Origin of the sequence: Saccharococcus sp. Marseille-Q5394, assembly GCF_946901335.1 — a bacterium.
GTDB classification, from domain to species: Bacteria; Bacillota; Bacilli; order Bacillales_A; family Planococcaceae; genus Sporosarcina; species Sporosarcina luteola_C.
Genome location: NZ_CAMPPQ010000002.1, coordinates 781,940 through 799,865, shown reverse-complemented (window position 1 = coordinate 799,865; position 17,926 = coordinate 781,940). Strand labels below are relative to the sequence as shown.

Genomic DNA, 17,926 nt, shown 5'->3' with positions numbered 1-17,926 from the left:
TGTTGAAGTAATGCACCTTTTTGAAGAAACACTTAATTTTCTTACTTCTCAACCTAATAGCAAATTGCTAATCTTGATTCTCCAAATCATATGATCGTACCCTTTGTCCCAATAATCCTTTAACAAATAATTAGGGTCCCCAAATTTCTTTTTCCAGATTTTTTGTGCATTAATATATCCACTATCTAAACAAAATTCTTCTATGCCTTTACTCTGTAAAGTAAAATACATCTTATTCAATAGCAAATTACCTATCCCCATTCTCTGGTAGTCCGGCTGAACAAATAATGTACCTACCTCATTTAGCTCTTTAAAAGCGTTGTTTGTACAATCACATATGAGATCACTTGCTGGACCATATTCAATTGAACCAATAATTTTATCACCATCTAAAGCAATCAGGAAATATCGTTTCTCTCCATTGCTTTCAAAATCACTTTGTAAATATTTTTCCTTAACTTTGACTTCATCATTAATATCCTTCAACTTCTTGCCTAAACCTTCTTTATTAAAAGTATCAGTAATCACTATTTTAAAAAATGAATTTAACTCTTTAATGTCCTCAATTTTTGGCCTTCTTATCTCCACTTTAAGCACTCAAAACTCTTCCTCTCTCCCATTCACTTCAACACCATACTTAAACTATCCTACTTCAAGTAAAGCACCCGTTAGTTTAATAACCATTTATTGTGAATTGATATACGTTAAAGATAAACCACAAAAAAAGAAGAAACTGTGCTACTAAGTTCAGTATGATTGATGATTTTTTGTATAGCCTTTTTTTAAAATAAATTAAAATAAAAAGTAAGAAAAGAAATTGTATCAAGAACATTGGGATACTGATAACAAGAAAAAGCATAAATTCCTCAGCTTCGGTTATCATGTACCCTTTACTCTCGTCAAACCTACTTAGTGCAACAATAATTTCAGCGATTTTAGTAGAAACCCATATAAAGCAGAAGTTTATAATGAAAAATAAAACCCCTATTATTTTGCGAAATTTATTCAAAGCATTGCCCCCTTTGGAACATTAAATATCTCATTTTGAAATCGCTTTTCTATTTGATTCTTCTTGCACTAAACTGCCCCGTTTGTTCAATAAGAATAGCGAGGATAATACAATAATCCCGCCTTTGATAACTGAAAAGTCATTTTAAGGTTCTTGAAAACCTATTGTTCCCATCAGAAAAACAATGAGATAAAAAATTAATGCAAATATATTTATTAGGATGAAACTTGCTCTTGTACCATCTTTAATACCAAACCATCCAAATATGATTCCTAACATCCCAAACACAAAAGGCAAAAATAGACTTATATCTATGATGTAATCAAATAATCTTTCGTTCCAAATTGGAGTAGCCATTAACATAAACATTAACAGGGATAATAAAGAAAAAGATTTCTCGATATTTTTTGATTTAGCTTTCATGATAAAATAGTAACTTACGATTAGAAAAACCAACAAAATAAGCCACGTCATTACATCCCGCCTCTCGTATAACCTCACTTCTATCACTTATTCAGTGTTCCTCAAAATGGTCCGATTGTTGAACAGAAGTTAAACAACACTCTTCAACTAACCTCCCTCTATAAACATTGAAGTATCAACGGTTTACATCACTTCGTGATGTGAGGAAAATTATTTTTATGCTGATTAATAAACATAGATTTGAAATTATTGTTTTTATTACCAAGATGAGAGTACGCTTCGCTAAAACTAATGGAAAACATTAGCTTTTCTTATCCATTATTTGATGCACAATGGATCTCTGCGATGCTTATGACGACGTACCCTCCCATGTCTCTTGGCGTCTGAGCGCTGACATTCCTTCGTTCGGTCTATTCATAAGGCAGAGGCCTGCTAAGCTGCTTCAGGGACTCTTGGTCTTAGTGTTAGTACTGTGCCGGCTTCTCCGTGTCATCCTTATTGTTATAGATTAATTGATTTGAAATGTATTACGCTGCCACTGCGAGACAATGGAGATCATTCATCATATGCCGTTCATCGAAATGAACTTTCTTTTTACAAATTCCATGTAACACTTTCAGTAATTTACCGCATAGCACGACCATCGATTGTTTTCCCCGTAGGGGATTTTGTTGGCGCGTCGTGTAGTATTCATGAAGCCGTTTAAACGCTTCGTTGTGCCTGATTAGTGGAACGATGACTTTAAATAGTACGCTCCTTAACCTCTTCCGGCCTCGTTTAGAGATCTGTTTCCGCCCCTGATGTTGGCCGGATGAATTTTCACGTAATGTTAATCCCGCTAGTTTGATGAGTTGGCGTGGATCCTCATAATGTGAAAAGCTACCGACTTCAGAGAGTAGATCAACGATTGTAGCATCCCCTAAGCCGGGTACAGTGGAGAGGTATATATACTCTCCTGTAGACTTAGCCAACTCGGCTAATTGGCTATTTACCTCTTCTATTTCTCCCTCTAACAATCGGTACTGACGGATGAGCGTGGCGATTTCGAATCGTGCCATCTGTGATCCTTCCGTCAACCCGATAGATTGGTTGGCTACATCAACCAGAAGTCTTGCCTTTGGTAATTGCGGCGCTCTCATCCCCTCTACCTGCCGGTAGAGAAAGACTAACTCTTCAGCCGTCTTCCCTATGATGTCCTGTGGCAACGGTGTTTTCTCGAGTGTAGCGAACGCCATCTTCCCGAAGGTCGGATAGACCTGTGTAAACTCCGGGAAGTACCGATCAAGCCAGCGAATGATCCGGTTCTTGAGACTCGACAAGTCCTCTGTCAGCTTTGAACGAAGTGTAGAGCCAATTCGCAACTCTGCCTCAATATCCTTTAGGATGCGGGGATAGCTGAAACGCCCGTCCTTCATGAGCCGAGCAATGACGACTGCATCTTTCTTATCGTTCTTCGTCTGTAAGTTATCATCCAGTTCCTTTGACCGCTTGACGTGTAATGGGTTGACCATTACAAGCGGGATTCCATAGGAATCAAAGAAATAAGCAAGGTTCATCCAATAGTGGCCGGTAGGCTCAATCCCAACGATAACATCAGTTTTCTCATGTGCTTTCATAGCACGAAGCACATTTTGATATAATGCTTCAAATCCTTCTCTGGATTGATGTACGGCAAAAGCTTTCTCAAGTACACGTCCGCGTTCATCTACAAAGCATGCGTAATGAGTACTCTTAGCGATATCCATGCCGACAATTAATGTGTTTTCAGTTACTTGATTTAGCTTTTCATTCCACTTAGAATACATAAAGTAGTCCTCCTGTTAGATGATGGGTCAATTCCACGTTGACACTCAGCATCATACAAGAGGGCTCTTTTTCTTTCAAGATGGCGCAAATCCTTCAAACAGGAATGCTGCTTCGTTAGTTCTATATGTATGAGTCCCAGCAGATCAACGATCTTCAAGTGAAGCACTCGTTAGTAAAGACATTGTTAATTTTGCACCTCAATATTATCAGCACCCGCTTGACTAGGGCTTCTTTGCTCTTATCGTTTTTAGTAAAGAATCGATTTCTTGATAAGCCCCCATTATCCAATCCCCCATTTAGTACCATTTCTTATTCGTCTATCAGCTCTTCGATTCGTTCTTTGGAAATTGAAAAAGGAGTTGCAAGAAAAACCATAAAACCACCTATTATATATACGAAGACACTAAGTCCCAAGTTTGGATGTGCCGGTGTGAAGCGCAGCGCAGACATAATGACAATCCCTACGATAATCATGATGGCGAGGGCTTTCGGCCACTTTACGAGTTGCTTCGTTTTGCCGGGATTCACAAAAACTGAAGCAATCCGCTCTTTCCATAAATGACTCACTATGAATAAAAACACTGTAACGACCAGGAAAGGCCAAAAAGCTACCGAACCATATACCGCCCTAACAAAAGGCATCATTGCAAAAATAGATAGTCCGGTAAGTATCCAATACAACTGGAGGGAATTGTACCGCCTCGGTTCGCTTTTACTATAACGTCTCCACAATAGGAGGAGACGGAACATAATGAAAGCCTCCAATGATAAGTTGATGGGCAGCCAAAAAAAGAACTGTCCTTCCGGTACAGAGCTGGCCACTAACACAAACAAAAGATGCAGAAAAAATGTAAAGACAATAAGATTATCCGCTTTCACTGGTCTGTTAATTTCCTCTTTTAACGTCATCGGGTCTACTCCTCTTTCAAGACAAGATATGTAGGTAAGCTTGACTTGTAATTTCAAGGTGATGGGGTTCTTTTCCGAGTAGTCTTTTATCAAATGTAGATTTATGGTCAATGGATACTACGTCAAATTCGATGTGTCCCCAAATGCAGTATTTTTTTGTTTTCTCCCAATCAACTGAACCTGTTTAGGATTTTAGCGTTTTCTTTCTTTTATAGAACACGTAAATCGCATTACAAGCTACCACTAATGCAAAAACAGACAGATATCCTATCGCAAATGTTAGGTTCAGTTCACCGCTAACGACAAAGATTGCAATAAAAGTCCCAAGAAGTGCTGTCAGAACGATTTGAGTTAATCGCCATTCTGAATGTGATTGTTTCTTCATTTTATTACACCCCTTCATTCTCTATACAACACATACTGATTTCGTCTCAACTGGCCATTATCTTAAGTTGAGCACTACATGATATCCCAAGGGAAACGGAAAAACCTACTGATAGTTAGCTGCATAGTTTCCTTCTTCAAATATTTCCTTCGGACTTTTGGAAGTCCATTCTTCTACTGTCATATCAGGATGCAGATTCAAGTATGATCTCATCATTTTGTATCCTTCACTATAACCATATGAATTAGGAAGACCATTAGAGCCACCTATAATCATTTCATCATGAATGTCACGAGTAATAACATTCTCAAGATATGGTTCGATCTTGCTCCAATATTCTTTGTTATATCTTTCGTCAACCACATAATGACTATGGTTTAAATTCGGATACACTATGGATTCAAACATCACGGCCTGTCCTTCCACTATTAAATGATCTAATCCTGTCAGGGCATAATTTTCAGTATAATGTTTTCCCATCCAAACGCTATGATGATATTCATGAGACATACTTGTTCGATATCTTTGATCAGGCCTGCTGTGAAAGACGATAATTTTCCCTGATAAAAGTGTTAACATATCAGAAGGAATCCTTTCACTTTTAGGAAATACACATACTGTTGTTTTTTTATCTGATGAAAGTATGTCTGAGGATTTAACGAGTGATTCTTCAAATAATTCATTCAAATAATCTTTATTGATTGATTCAATTTGATTCCTAAAATTATCAAAATCACTTTCTCTTGGAACCCAATTAAGTACAGTGGCGGAATCTGCATATTGCGAGTCCTCAAAGCATGCTTCATACACAGGTTGTACAACTTCTTGTTGATATAATTTATAGAGAGATTCATCCGGATGATCTTTTACAGCTTCAAAGTAATTTTCATATAACAAATGAGCATGAATAATAGTAAACTCTTGCCCCGTATTGGGGTTGTTAAAAGAATAGGAAATATCTTGTTGGTCATTTTCCAAGTTAATATCTTCGTGTGGCTGCTCAATTTTCTTACAGGCAGATAACGTAAAAATGAGGAGCATACAAATTGAAAGTAAAACTTTATTTACACTTAAAAGTTTCATCTCTCTCTACTCTTCCTTTTCTTATTTAAAATAACCCCAAAAACAATAAGAACCATGGAAACTAATGATGCTGTCCAAATATTTATAGGGGTCATTAAACTTAAAACCAATATGAAAATCCCTAATAGGATTAACCCAATGCCCAATATATTTCCTCCCTCTCTCTTCTATTAAACGATCTGTTAAAGGATATTGTTGATTATTTAACTTATAATATGGAAATTACACATATAAAGTATATACAACTAATGTTTTACTCATTGTTATCGTCTTTTTTCGACAGTTGAGAGATAAATTTATCCATTGAAATACCAACTAAAAACCAAAACAATATAGTTAAAACGTACTTCATTACTATTGAAATATTGGCAGGGTGTGTAAAGTTTTCAACAAACCAATGCGTTCCCATTATCCAAAAAGGTGGACTTGCAAGGAATAACAATATGGATTTGTCATCAAAACCCAATAAGTTGAAAAGGCATATACCGATAGCAATGATTGTAAGCCAAAAACTAAATTTCTTATATATCTTCATAAATCAACCTCGATTCATCTATCAAACAGAGCCTTAATAAAAACTAATAATATTGCCCACTCTTAGCAACAACTGCGGTCATTATTGGAGTAATACAGAATATATTACAATAGCTACCAGTAATAACAGAATTATTATCCCTGTACCCTTCCAACCTAAACCACCGACCAAATCAGAAAGGTTACTTCCGTGAATACTGCTTGAAGGATGTTTTAATTCCTTTTGTCTTAGTCTCTCTCTTCTATCTTCGGGAGTTTCGTTATGTCTGCTCATTTTCTCACCCTTAAGAAGCTTTTCCGCCTTCTGGTCCCTTTTTTATCGGACATATTCTCTAATTCCGCAAACACTCACGATTGTGGAGTATTGTTATTAAAGTAGGGCACCGTTAGTTGATAAGTAACCTTAGTCAATAACATTGTTCTTGACTCGGATCAAATGTTCTAATCATCCTTTCGGATAATGGATTACCATTGGAAATGTAGCCACCGATAGGAAATTCTGTAGTGTTAATTTCATTTACCGGCTTTCCATCTTTGTCTACATAAAAAGCTTTTTCTTTGTGCCACCCTAAATCTGTAATAATCTTATATGTTGATGAAGTTAGAATATCTCCCTGTTTAGGCACTACAAATAGCAGCGTATCATCTACAATTTCCAGTTCTTTCTCGTTAGGCTGATTGAAATATATGTTAACACACCCTTTGAAGCCTTCAGGTAAATGATAAACAATAGTAGTGTCATTGGTTGGTTTGCTTATCCACCATACAAAAGCTACCGTCAAAACTAGACTACTCGATATCCATATTTTCTTACCCATATCATTACTCCAATCACTATTTAACAGCACAATCACGTAAAAACCATCCATTCAACAATCGTTTCCATTCATTCAATGCCAACCTGTCTTTTCAGTTCCGTCCAAATAATGGACTTTCACTTCAGGATCATAAGTAACAGGGGACTCTGAAAAGCAATACCATATTCGTCCCTGACTTGTTTCAATGATTGTTGCTTTGGCGAAGTCTTGGTCTTTGTATTTTATCTCAAGGGTCTCAATCAAAGGGTCATTAATAACCCCGAATGTCAGTGATAGTAGTTCATTATCATGCGACATTTTCCTTGTTGGCTGTAAGTTACTAAACATGTGGGTCAGCATTCTATCCCCTTCGTTGAATTGCTTACTTCCTGTTCCAAACACCCACCGAAAACCAAGAAGTGTCTTCTCAATTGATGCTACTGATAAAACATCACCATGGCTGCCATAAAATACAATCAGGTTATCATTAAAGTCGATAGTGTAGAAAACTTCATCAACCGGGACATTCGAATCTCTTATAGCTTCATCGAAATCCCTGTAGCTGACTTTGTAGTAAGTGAAAATGGCGATCATAAGTAACAAAAGTAATACAGCCAATCTCGCTTTCATATACCATCCCCCAATAACTTTAGACCATAGAAACCCTATTAGTAAATACTAATACGATCTGACCAACCAAAAGTTTCGATAATTTTCAAAACAGTATGAGAACCCAACTAAAAAGACTGCCCCTGTACAAACATGGGACAGTCTTTGAACTCCTCATTTCCCCTTCAATAGTCGGAGTTTTTTATTACATACCTCGCAATTACTATAAGGGGTTTTTCACCATCAAATAGGAATAGGCATATGAATACCGTAGGAGGTGAACTGCATGCCAAGCAACCCATTGCAGACGCTGTTGACACAAACACCGGAAGAAGGGTTTGCATTAGCGGTTAAGCTTGCACAAAAAGGGGTGGGAGTTACACAGCCTTCTGAAGAGATCAGAAAATTGCTGAGGCCGGTATATTCCAAGGATGCTGATAGCTTAATCGCAGTATCACAAGTCATCGCAATCCATTTCCAAACAATAGCTGCAGCCAACAACTACTGGAGGCCGTGGACGCCGCCATACTACTAAATTGTGTCGGTGCCTGTGCATGGTGCATTTATGACAATTCATTAAAAATAATAAAAATGCAATAGAGATCCAGTTAAACATTGAGTTCACTGGTTTCCCTATTGCATTTTATACAATTGTAGTGCATTATCTGAATTGTGTCTTACACAGGCACCTGTTAAAAAAACCTGCCGAATTTATTCCTGATCAAACCACAGCAGTTCTTTGTCATTCTCGTCACCGTTATAATTGATCAAAATCTCTTCGCCGGCTTTTATATCTGTGTATGCAAAGAAGTCAAACGTATGCTTTTCAAAACTGATTTCATACGTTGCGTTCGGCTCATAGGAATGGTTGAATAACATTCCATACCCAAGAAGGATCGCGGTATGATTAATGCCATATTCAAAGGCATAATCAGACAACAATGTTTTCTCAATGTGGGGATGCTGGTCGTTCGGATATGCAATGACGGGTGCTTCATGCACCATCGTTCCTTTGGCGATATCACATGTAGCAAAGACCCCTCTATTGAATTCACCGTCACTCAGTGAAGATGTTTTTACTTCTATCATGCTGTTCACCTACTCACTTGTAAAATGTACTTTCTTACTATAACATGTATCGCCGGAGTGAGTGGTTTTATTCACTCTTGAAAAATAAAGTGGCACAGTCATTACAATTAGGCGCAAAAAAACCCCTACATGGTAGGGGCTTTTTCATGCAATTATTAAGCTTTTTGAACGTTTGTAGCTTGTAGGCCACGTTGTCCTTGTTCAATTTCAAATGTTACGCTTTGACCTTCGTCTAAAGATTTGAAACCGTCGCTTTGAATTGCTGAGAAGTGTACGAATACGTCTTCTCCACCTTCACGCTCGATGAATCCAAAACCTTTTTCTGCGTTAAACCACTTAACTGTACCTTGTTCCATAGTTATTGCCTCCTATGTGTGGATATCCACACAATATGTTACTATCTTTGTTCAAATGCTTTAGACGAATAACAAAATCTATTCTCAAAAAAGAACAAAAATAACTCTTCCTTAGATTAACAGACATATGATGAAATAGCAAATAGTACGATTCTTATTTCAATAATGATATTGAAATCGTCTTATACCATGCATAGCAGGCGCCCGTACATTGTGCATTTATGACAATCCTTCAGGCACCTGCAGTTGATTGCTTAAAACGGGCCCCAATCGATCATGACTCCGATTGACAGGAAGATTATGCCGAGCACTGTCCAGATGAGCAAGAGCGGGAATACGAAGCGGATCCATTTCGTCCAAGCTACCCCCGCAATAGCCAGGTTCGCCATCAAGATGCCGGATGTAGGCGTAATGACATTTGTGAAGCCGTCTCCCATTTTGTATGCCTGTACTGCCACTTGTCTTGGAATTTCCATCAAATCCGCAAGCGGTGTCATGATCGGCATGACGATGACTGCTTGCCCACTTCCTGACGAAACGAGGATATTGAATAGTTCGTTGGCGATAAACATGACGATTGCGCCACTCACACTAGTGAAAGGAGTCATTACATTGGCCATTCCTTGAACGATCGTATCCAGGATTTTTCCATTCTCGAGAACGACTACAATTGAACGGGCCATCCCTATGATCATCGCTCCGTAGACAAGTCCCTTTGCCCCTTCAAAAAATTCTTTTACAAGGCGATTCGGTGTCAACCGGCCGATAACCGCCGTTCCGACTGCAATGATAATGAAAATGGCAGCCATTTGATTGAGGCTCCATTCGTATTTGAATACGCCGAATACATACAGCGCAATGCCGAGTACAAGCCATATCAGAACAAGCTTATGTGTACCTGTTATTCGCACTTCTTCTTTCAATTCATTCTGCTCTTCCAACTTCGGAAACGGATTGTCCCCAAGTACACTCTTCGCCGGATCCTTTTTAATCCGCTTTACATACCATGCGACGTACAGAATTGTCGAAATCAAGACCGCAATATAGATAATCACCCGGTAGCCGATACCCGAGAAAAGGGGCAGTTGCGCAATTTGTTGCGCCGTCCCTGTCGTCAATGGATCTAGAAATGCGGTATTAAAGCCTGCGTAAGCACCGAGGTAGATGATTGACACCCCGACGATCGCGTCCAGTTTCATCGAACGCGCTAAAATAATACCGATTGGAATAAAGGCGATTACCGCGTTTACAATAATGCCGAGCGTACCAAATATCGAGAACAAGACCATGACAATCGTGATTAAGACAATTTCCTTGTTCTTCGTTTTCTCGATCGTTTTTAATATGAGCGCATCAATTGCTCCTGTCGACTCGATGACTGCAAATGAGCCCCCGATGATTAACACTAAGAAAATCAGCGGCGCAGAAGCGATCATTCCATCTTGGATTGCCAGAAAAACATCCATCGGACTGACAGCTGAGGACTCAATCTTCTCATAGCTTCCCGGAACGACGACGGTAACGCCATCAACCTCTTCCCTCTGAAATTCACCTGCAGGGATTATGTACGTCAAGATAGCCATAAGGACAAGTATCATGAATAGGATTACATATGCATCCGGTATGCCTAACGTTATCTTCTTTTTCTTCTCCATGCTGCCACTCCTTCCTGAATTATCTTTATATTCCGTTGACTATTCACATGATAAATCATATAATTTATTTTGACAACACCAAATTATATGATTTATTACAAAAGAAAGACTGGTGTAGGCATGACATACTACGACAAGACGAAAAACGAGTACGAAAATCTGACGCCGGGACTAAAGAAGGTTGCAGAAGTATTGCTGACAAACCCTATCCTGTTCGCCACGCATCCCGCAAAAAAAATTGCCCATGTGCTGGATGTAAGCGAAACGATGGTTGTACGCTTTTCCAAAGCGATCGGCTATGACGGATTCGGCTCACTCCAGGCGGACGTCAAGCGCGACCTCTTGACAATCAAGCCCCCCGGGAAGGAGTCTTCCGAAGACAAGCATCCGTTCAGCCGCGTCATGGAAAGTGACAGCAATAACATCAACCAGATCGTCGACCATTTGGACTGGGTGATAGCAGAGAACATCGTGGACTCTTTACAGAAAGCAGAGAATATCCAAGTGGTCGGCTACTACCAATCTTTCGCGTATGCCCATTGGTTTGCGGTTCTTCTGAACAAGCTCCTCGGCAACACGCAGCTTTACCGTCCCGAAACGGATATCGGCATCTCAAAGCAAGGAAGCGGCCAATGTGTTGTCATTTTTTCGTACTACCGGTATGCACTCGGCACAATTCGGTTAGCGGAGGAAGCTCGGGATAAAGGCAATCAAGTCATCGTCATCACCGATTCCCGCTCTTCGCCGGTTGTGGAATATGCCGACCATGCACTCGTCATACCGTTCGCCCAACGATCCGTATTGGAAAAAGGGCCGGTCACATTTTCGGTGTTGAATAGCCTCCTGCTTCATATTGCGCACCGAATCGATAAGTTGGATCTCATTAATCCGACGAATAATTATTACATCCAATGAACTAAAGGGGGATTTAGTATGAGCAATGCTACAAAGGAACTGGTAATGGAGACATTCAATCATTTGCATGCAAATCCGGAACTGAGCTGGGAAGAAGTGAATACGACCGCTTTTATTAGAGGGAAGTTGGAAGATGCAGGCTGCACTGTGACTGTGTTTGACGACTGCACGGGTGTCGTCGGTGATATCGGAAACTTATCAGGGGACGTGCCGATCATTGCACTCCGAGCGGATATGGATGCATTGTGGCAGGAAGTCGATGGAGAAATGAAAGCAAATCATTCATGCGGTCACGACGCCCATATGACAATGGTGCTTGGAGTGTTGCAACGCGTGAGAGACAGAAAGGACATTTTGGATCAAATCGGCATCCGGTTCATCTTCCAGCCGGCTGAAGAAGTTGGCGCAGGGGCACTGAAACTTGTGGAGAAAGGGGTCGTCGACAATGTCGATTTCTATTACGGCATCCATCTGCGGCCGTTCCAGGAGACTGAAAATGGCAAAGCCGCTCCTGCTATTGTTCATGGTGCGACAGGGACTATTGCATTCGAAATCCGCGGAGATGATGCGCACGGAGCCCGTCCACATCTTACCCGCAACGCAGTTGAGATCGGTACCTATATCGTCAATGCCATTCATACGATCCATCTCGACCCGAATATTCCCCACTCCGCTAAAGTGACCCGCTTTCAAGCAGGCGGCAGGAGCACGAATATCATACCGGGAAGCGCCACACTTGCAGTCGATTTGCGTGCGCAACAGAACGAAGCTATGGATATTCTCGTGAAGAGGGTGCACGATGTTCTCGACTCCGCCCGTTCACTATTCAATGCAACGATCACTATTACTGAGGAGTATGGCATCGCTGCTGCTGTAGTCCATCCGGAAGCGGAAGCGATGGCGAGAAGCGCGATTGCGGCCGTATTAGGTGAAGAAAACACGACAGAACCGATTATTACGCCGGGCGGAGATGATTTTCATTTTTACACAATCAAAAAACCGCACTTGAAAGCAACGATGGTCGGACTTGGATGCGATTTGAAGCCCGGATTACACCATCCGAACATGACATTCGAACGGGACGCCATGTTCAACGGCATCGACGTACTCATGAAGATTTTGGAATTACATTCGAAAGGGGAAAAATGAATGATGAAATCCATAACGATAAAAGAAGTTGTTCTCCATCATATCAACGTCTCTCTCACTGCACCGTTCACGACAAGCTTTGGTACGATGCAACATAAGGATGTCTGCTTAGTGGAAGTGATCGACGAATCCGGGATGTCAGGTTGGGGAGAAACCGTAACGAGTAACGAGCCCTATTACAACGAGGAAACAACAGCGACGACTGTGTATATGTTGAAGGAATTTCTCATCCCCCGATTGATTCACAAGGAAATCAAGCATGCTGAAGACGTACACGACATGCTGCAATTCGTCCGTCGCAATAACATTGCAAAATCCGCTATTGAAACAGCTATATGGGATGTATTTGCAAAGAAAAACGGAAAGTCCATCGCTGAACTTCTCGGTGGAACCAAGAACGAAATAGAGGTCGGGAAAAGCATCGGAATCCAAATAGATCCGGACACGCTGGTCGAGAAGGTCCGCCAGTATGTAGATGAGGGGTTCCGCAAAATCAAAGTAAAAATCAAACCCGGCGCTGATCTTGATTATATTGCCGCAGTCCGTAAAACGTTTCCCGATATACCTCTTATGGCAGATGCCAATTCCGCCTATACACTGGCTGATATCGAACGATTGAAAAAGCTAGATCAATACAACCTGCTCATGATCGAGCAGCCGCTCGCCCATGACGATATCATTGATCATGCCACTTTGCAGAAACAGATCAGTACGCCAATCTGTCTAGATGAAAGCATTCATTCTTTGGAAGATACCCGCAAGGCAATCGAGCTCGGCAGCTGTAAAATCATCAACATTAAAATCGGACGGGTCGGCGGACTGACGGAGTCGAAACGGATCCACGACCTATGCCAAGCAAACGATATTCCCGTCTGGTGTGGCGGAATGCTCGAAACGGGTGTAGGACGCGCTCATAACATCCAATTGACGACACTCCAAAACTTCACGATACCGGGAGACACGGCGCCTTCCTCCCACTACTGGGAAGAAGACATTGTCACTCCTGAAATCACAATGGACCACGGCATAATTTTTGTCCCGTCCGGTGATGGAATCGGCTATGAAGTAGATCAGGAGAAACTGAAGAAGGTGCTGACAAGCAGGGAAACGATTACGTCCGCTGAATCTTCCCACCCGATCCCTTCCTAACAGAAACAACTACCTGCATGGGGGATTATTCCCGTGCAGGTAGTTGTTATTTAGAGTTAATTGCCAATGGATGCGATGAAAACACTGACACCGTAGCGGTTTTCATTTCAAATAAAAAGAAGAGCCATCTATCATTTCAACGTTCGCCCTGTCTTTGATCTGTTTAATTAACGTAAATAGAGCTTCGTCCTTCTGTTTTGCCTCGATCATACAATCAATTTGCGGGACGGAACCTTTAATTTCATGTAGAAACCTGAAAAACATGTCCACACCCACGTAATCCGAATGGTGACGGAACTTGTCCTCGCTTTTCGGACTGGAAATATGCATCTTGATCGGCAGAGGGGACGCCTTCCATGTGTCGACTACACGGTCCCATTTATCTTCCCAAATGTGATCACGATGAAAGGCTAGATGATGGTGATAATCAAACACAAGCGGAATGCCCAGTTTCTCGCAAAGATAGAGCGTATCCTCAAGGGTGAAGGATGTGTCATCGTTTTCCAGCATAATCATCTGTTGAATGGGCAGCGGAACATCACCCCACTGCTCCACAAAGCGCTCTAATGATTTTTCAGTGTCTTTGTAATTGCCCCCGACATGGAGGACACAGCGATGAGTGGAATCTACCTTCATTCCTTTTAACAGCAAATAATGCATCTTTAAGTTTTTCACCGAATTGATCAATACGTCTCGATTCGGGGAATTCAAAACGACGAAGTGGTCAGGATGAAAATCGACTCTCATCCCATGCTTTTTTACGAAGCCCCCAATTTCAGCGAGCTTCCCTTTCAGCGGCTGCATATAATCCCATCCGGCAAGCTCTGCATGGTCCGCTAACGGAATCAGTTTGGAGCTGAAACGATAAAAATGGACTTCATTAAAGTGGTTATGTTTTAGGATCCGATGTGTATTCTCCAAATTCTCCAGTGCAATCCGTTCCAATTTGCGGATTGCCGCTTCACGGTCGTCTTGTTTTTGGAACTGCGTAAACGTCATCGTTTTAGACGGGGAAGCATTTTTCAGTTCCATGCTCATCGCTACAAATCCCATTCGTACAATTGTCATATCGCACCTCAACTCATCCATGATTGAAAAGCCATGATTAGTCTCTTCCCTACCTAGACAACTATACAGCTCTTCCGCAAACACATGTAAATTGTGTGGGAATTGGGTGGGTGCCTGTGCGTGGTGCATTTATGACAATTCATGTATTTTAATAAAAATACAACAGTAGTCCACCTAAACGCTAATACTACTGATTTCACAAATTACATTTATGCAATTGTAGTGTATTTACTGAATAGTGTCTTACACAGGCACCGTGCCCTCATTTTATAAAGGCACTTGTGTCTGTAGGCTCCACACACCGCTTTTCGTTAATTTATCAATATGGACTTCAATATCCCCACCTAAATAGACGGTCTCCCCTTTAATGGCAACGACCATTGCGAGAACGACGGGATCACTATTATTTTTTTGGTACACATCGCCGATTTTCGGTATATGGATCGGGATTGGATGGTGTTCCTCCACCTTCGCTTGTGCAGTTGGTTCATTCCCATCATGCTGTGCCCGATCAATGATTGTTGCACCCTCTTCCAGCCCCGGCACCATTACCCAATACTCGCTATGCCTGATTCCATTCGATCTATTGCTAATCACACCGTTCGCTTCTATTGATGATACAGTTTCAATCGCGTGAAGATGGTGATGGTCAATGGAGTCAGGTTTAGGATTTATGATTAAAATATAATCACCGACTTTTGCTCTCACTTCTTTGTGAAGCGTATAACGTTGATAATTAAAAGTGAAACTATCCAAATGCTTCGGTCTATACAATGTAATTTCTCTTGCAGTTACGAGCTGCTGTTCCATATCTTCAAGCCGGATCAGATGCACGGATTTCCTGAAAAATGGGTTTACAGAGTACACTTTATGGAGTTTATTTTGATAATAAACAAATTGTCCTCTTCTAACGTTTAATAAGTTCACTACGACCCCACCTTATATTTTTTCTGGTTTGTTGTCACGTTTCATTCCAATGACTTAATGAATAATCCGCGGATCACTCTTTTTGTTGTATGACTTTATAAAAGGATACGACCATTAAAATGATAATTAGGGAGAGAGGCAACGCCGATATGATAAGCATGTTTTGAAAGCCTTTAATGCCTCCGGAATACATGACAATGGCCGCCATTGCTGATAATGTGAGCCCCCAAATGATCTTGACAACATTCGAAGGATTCAGTTGTCCACCTGTACTGAACATGCCGAGTACAAATGTTGCCGAATCCGCAGACGTTATAAAAAATACGGCAATGACAAACACGGTAATCAAGGACAGGATCGTTCCAAGTGGATAATGCTCATACATGCCGAATGTCACCGTTTCTGTCACTAATGCGGACAGCTTGGCAATCCCGTTTTGCTCTAGATATAATGCCGAGCCGCCAAAAACGGCAAAGAAGATGAATGTCACAAGTGTCGGCGCAAGCAATACGCCTGCGACAAATTCTCTTATTGTCCGGCCTTTTGAAACACGTGCAATGAACATGCCTACAAATGGCGCCCAGGAAATCCACCATGCCCAATAGAAAATCGTCCATTCATTAATCCACTGGCGCTGATCGCCATTCAACGGCTTAAGCTCAAAACTCATTTCAATGAAGTTCCCTGCATATTTACCGATTGAAGTTGTAAATAGATTTAAAATATACATGGACGGGCCGACAATAAACAAGAGAAGTAACAGGATAAATCCAACGACAATATTGATGGTACTTAAGTATTTGATGCCCCGTCCAATACCCGACCATGCGGATAAGATAAATAATACCGTCGCGATGAGTAAAATGATCAACTGAAACCAAAACGTTTTAGGGGCGTCAAACAGATACGTCAACCCGCTATTAATTTGCGCTGAACCGAAACCGAGTGTGGATGCGACACCTACAACAGTCGCAAAAACTGCAAGCGTATCTACGATATGTCCAACTGTGCCCCGCATGATTTTCTTGCCGAACAACGGCTCAAGCGTCGCACTGATCAACCCGGGAGCGCCAACCCGAAATTTAAAGTAAGCGAGTACGAGTGCTACAATGCTGTACAGCCCCCAGCCATGAAGGCCCCAGTGAAACATCGCGTATTGAAGCGATTCAATGATTGCCTGATCAGACCCTGGTGTTGCATTCGGCGAACTGATGAAAGCATGCGAAATGGTTTCCGCTGTTGTAAAGAACACCAATCCAATGCCCATACCCGCGCTGAACAGCATGGCAAACCATGCAAGCAAACTAAATTCAGGCTTCTCATTTTGTTTTCCTAATGTAACTTTGCCAAAACGCGAAAACATAATATATATGCAAAAACTAATCATCGCAACAATGACAAATATGTAAAACCATGCAAAGTGATCATAAATAAATGTGGTTGCAACTACAGTCAAATCGTTCAAATTCGTCGGGGCAATTGAACCCCAAAGCACAATCGCTATACAAATAACGACTGCATACCAAAACACCCTAGTAATATGCAAAAAAAATTCCCCTCTCTCCAATTTCCACTACTCATACCTTCAAAGTATTTCATAAATCATATCAATGGTATCTCCCCCTCCATAGCATGAGAACCAGACTTCCCAGCTATACATTAAACACTATAAAACGAGCCGCCTATCCGATTTAAAAAATCGTCATAGACGGCTAACAAAGATTCAGCATTCAATTATACCCATTTAAAAAAACTTCAAACATTGTGTGGGTGAGCCGAAGCAGACGTAGAACCCTAGGAATAGCTTCAAAGGTTTCTGAAAAATCATCTGGGTTATTTGAGGGCCACATTTGATAGGTCAAAGGTCACAAAATGACAATAAAATTGTGAAATTGACCGATAACTCACTGGAAATGATCGATAACTCTTTTGAAATGATCGATAACTTCCCTGATTTGACCGATAATCATCTTAAAGTGACCGATAAAAATCCGACACAGCCAAAATTAAAAAAACGAATCATTTATCGTGGATAATCCGTATAAGTAATGAACTGAAAATGC

The 17,926-nt window shown here is 41.0% G+C and carries 21 protein-coding genes; 5 read left to right on the top strand and 16 right to left on the bottom strand.

Annotated elements, in window-relative coordinates; genetic code table 11:
• Positions 1 to 48: 48 nt before the first annotated feature.
• The 10 genes from OC538_RS14650 to OC538_RS14605 all read right to left on the bottom strand — a co-directional run bounded on the left by OC538_RS14650 (position 49) and on the right by OC538_RS14605 (position 7,576).
• Positions 49 to 597 carry a GNAT family N-acetyltransferase gene (locus OC538_RS14650; protein ID WP_251696227.1) on the bottom strand — a complete coding sequence of 183 codons (549 nt, stop codon included), beginning with the start codon at positions 595 to 597 and terminating at the stop codon, positions 49 to 51.
• 556 nt (positions 598 to 1,153) lie between these two features.
• Positions 1,154 to 1,483, bottom strand: coding sequence for a hypothetical protein (locus tag OC538_RS14645; protein WP_262176826.1), 330 nt, complete (start codon positions 1,481 to 1,483; stop codon positions 1,154 to 1,156).
• Between the two features lie 476 nt (positions 1,484 to 1,959).
• Positions 1,960 to 3,237, bottom strand: a complete 1,278-nt coding sequence (locus OC538_RS14640) for an IS110 family transposase (RefSeq protein WP_251695186.1) — start codon at positions 3,235 to 3,237, stop codon at positions 1,960 to 1,962.
• A gap of 310 nt (positions 3,238 to 3,547) precedes the next feature.
• On the bottom strand, positions 3,548 to 4,147 hold the full coding sequence (locus OC538_RS14635; RefSeq protein WP_251696224.1) for a hypothetical protein: 600 nt from the start codon (positions 4,145 to 4,147) through the stop codon (positions 3,548 to 3,550).
• 184 nt (positions 4,148 to 4,331) lie between these two features.
• On the bottom strand, positions 4,332 to 4,532 hold the full coding sequence (locus OC538_RS14630) for a hypothetical protein (protein WP_251696222.1): 201 nt from the start codon (positions 4,530 to 4,532) through the stop codon (positions 4,332 to 4,334).
• Between the two features lie 105 nt (positions 4,533 to 4,637).
• A complete protein-coding gene (locus OC538_RS14625; RefSeq protein WP_251696220.1) occupies positions 4,638 to 5,615 on the bottom strand; it encodes a DUF2268 domain-containing putative Zn-dependent protease in 978 nt (325 codons plus the stop codon).
• A gap of 253 nt (positions 5,616 to 5,868) precedes the next feature.
• Positions 5,869 to 6,150 carry a hypothetical protein gene (locus OC538_RS14620; protein ID WP_251696218.1) on the bottom strand — a complete coding sequence of 94 codons (282 nt, stop codon included), beginning with the start codon at positions 6,148 to 6,150 and terminating at the stop codon, positions 5,869 to 5,871.
• Positions 6,151 to 6,231: 81 nt separating this feature from the next.
• Positions 6,232 to 6,423, bottom strand: coding sequence for a DUF6366 family protein (locus OC538_RS14615; protein WP_262176822.1), 192 nt, complete (start codon positions 6,421 to 6,423; stop codon positions 6,232 to 6,234).
• Positions 6,424 to 6,556: 133 nt separating this feature from the next.
• On the bottom strand, positions 6,557 to 6,967 hold the full coding sequence (locus OC538_RS14610; protein WP_262176820.1) for a DUF6843 domain-containing protein: 411 nt from the start codon (positions 6,965 to 6,967) through the stop codon (positions 6,557 to 6,559).
• 72 nt (positions 6,968 to 7,039) lie between these two features.
• On the bottom strand, positions 7,040 to 7,576 hold the full coding sequence (locus OC538_RS14605; protein ID WP_262176817.1) for a hypothetical protein: 537 nt from the start codon (positions 7,574 to 7,576) through the stop codon (positions 7,040 to 7,042).
• Between the two features lie 265 nt (positions 7,577 to 7,841).
• Between OC538_RS14605 and OC538_RS14600 the strand changes: the two genes are divergently transcribed.
• Positions 7,842 to 8,090 (top strand): hexameric tyrosine-coordinated heme protein, encoded by a 249-nt coding sequence (locus tag OC538_RS14600; protein ID WP_262176815.1) that lies wholly within the window; start codon positions 7,842 to 7,844, stop codon positions 8,088 to 8,090.
• A gap of 176 nt (positions 8,091 to 8,266) precedes the next feature.
• On the opposite strand, the gene OC538_RS14595 is transcribed toward OC538_RS14600, so the two are convergent.
• The 3 genes from OC538_RS14595 to OC538_RS14585 all read right to left on the bottom strand — a co-directional run bounded on the left by OC538_RS14595 (position 8,267) and on the right by OC538_RS14585 (position 10,655).
• Positions 8,267 to 8,644: an SET domain-containing protein gene (locus OC538_RS14595; RefSeq protein WP_251701714.1), complete on the bottom strand. Its 378-nt coding sequence runs from the start codon at positions 8,642 to 8,644 to the stop codon at positions 8,267 to 8,269.
• 155 nt (positions 8,645 to 8,799) lie between these two features.
• On the bottom strand, positions 8,800 to 9,000 hold the full coding sequence (locus OC538_RS14590) for a cold-shock protein (RefSeq protein WP_147058293.1): 201 nt from the start codon (positions 8,998 to 9,000) through the stop codon (positions 8,800 to 8,802).
• A gap of 254 nt (positions 9,001 to 9,254) precedes the next feature.
• The gene (locus OC538_RS14585) at positions 9,255 to 10,655 is read right to left on the bottom strand and encodes a YfcC family protein (RefSeq protein WP_262176811.1); all 1,401 of its coding nucleotides are present in this window, start codon (positions 10,653 to 10,655) and stop codon (positions 9,255 to 9,257) included.
• A 120-nt stretch (positions 10,656 to 10,775) separates the two neighbouring features.
• Here OC538_RS14585 and OC538_RS14580 point away from each other — a divergent pair, with 120 nt between their 5' ends.
• The 3 genes from OC538_RS14580 to menC are packed head-to-tail and all read left to right on the top strand — an operon-like array spanning position 10,776 to position 13,868.
• Positions 10,776 to 11,570 (top strand): MurR/RpiR family transcriptional regulator, encoded by a 795-nt coding sequence (locus OC538_RS14580; protein WP_262176809.1) that lies wholly within the window; start codon positions 10,776 to 10,778, stop codon positions 11,568 to 11,570.
• A gap of 18 nt (positions 11,571 to 11,588) precedes the next feature.
• On the top strand, positions 11,589 to 12,719 hold the full coding sequence (locus OC538_RS14575) for a M20 peptidase aminoacylase family protein (protein WP_262176807.1): 1,131 nt from the start codon (positions 11,589 to 11,591) through the stop codon (positions 12,717 to 12,719).
• 3 nt (positions 12,720 to 12,722) lie between these two features.
• A complete protein-coding gene (gene menC / locus OC538_RS14570) occupies positions 12,723 to 13,868 on the top strand; it encodes an o-succinylbenzoate synthase (RefSeq protein WP_262177821.1) in 1,146 nt (381 codons plus the stop codon).
• Between the two features lie 102 nt (positions 13,869 to 13,970).
• Here menC and uvsE read toward each other — a convergent pair whose 3' ends face one another.
• From uvsE to OC538_RS14555, 3 genes are all read right to left on the bottom strand, one after another.
• Entirely contained in the window at positions 13,971 to 14,936 is a 966-nt protein-coding gene (uvsE, locus tag OC538_RS14565; protein ID WP_262176804.1) for a UV DNA damage repair endonuclease UvsE, read from the bottom strand.
• Between the two features lie 267 nt (positions 14,937 to 15,203).
• Complete coding sequence (locus OC538_RS14560) at positions 15,204 to 15,863, bottom strand: hypothetical protein (RefSeq protein ID WP_262176802.1); 660 nt, start codon at positions 15,861 to 15,863, stop codon at positions 15,204 to 15,206.
• A gap of 73 nt (positions 15,864 to 15,936) precedes the next feature.
• Entirely contained in the window at positions 15,937 to 17,409 is a 1,473-nt protein-coding gene (locus OC538_RS14555; protein ID WP_251696199.1) for a BCCT family transporter, read from the bottom strand.
• A 304-nt stretch (positions 17,410 to 17,713) separates the two neighbouring features.
• On the opposite strand from OC538_RS14555, the gene OC538_RS14550 reads away from it, so the two are divergent.
• Positions 17,714 to 17,899, top strand: a complete 186-nt coding sequence (locus OC538_RS14550; RefSeq protein WP_262176799.1) for a hypothetical protein — start codon at positions 17,714 to 17,716, stop codon at positions 17,897 to 17,899.
• Positions 17,900 to 17,926: the final 27 nt, after the last annotated feature.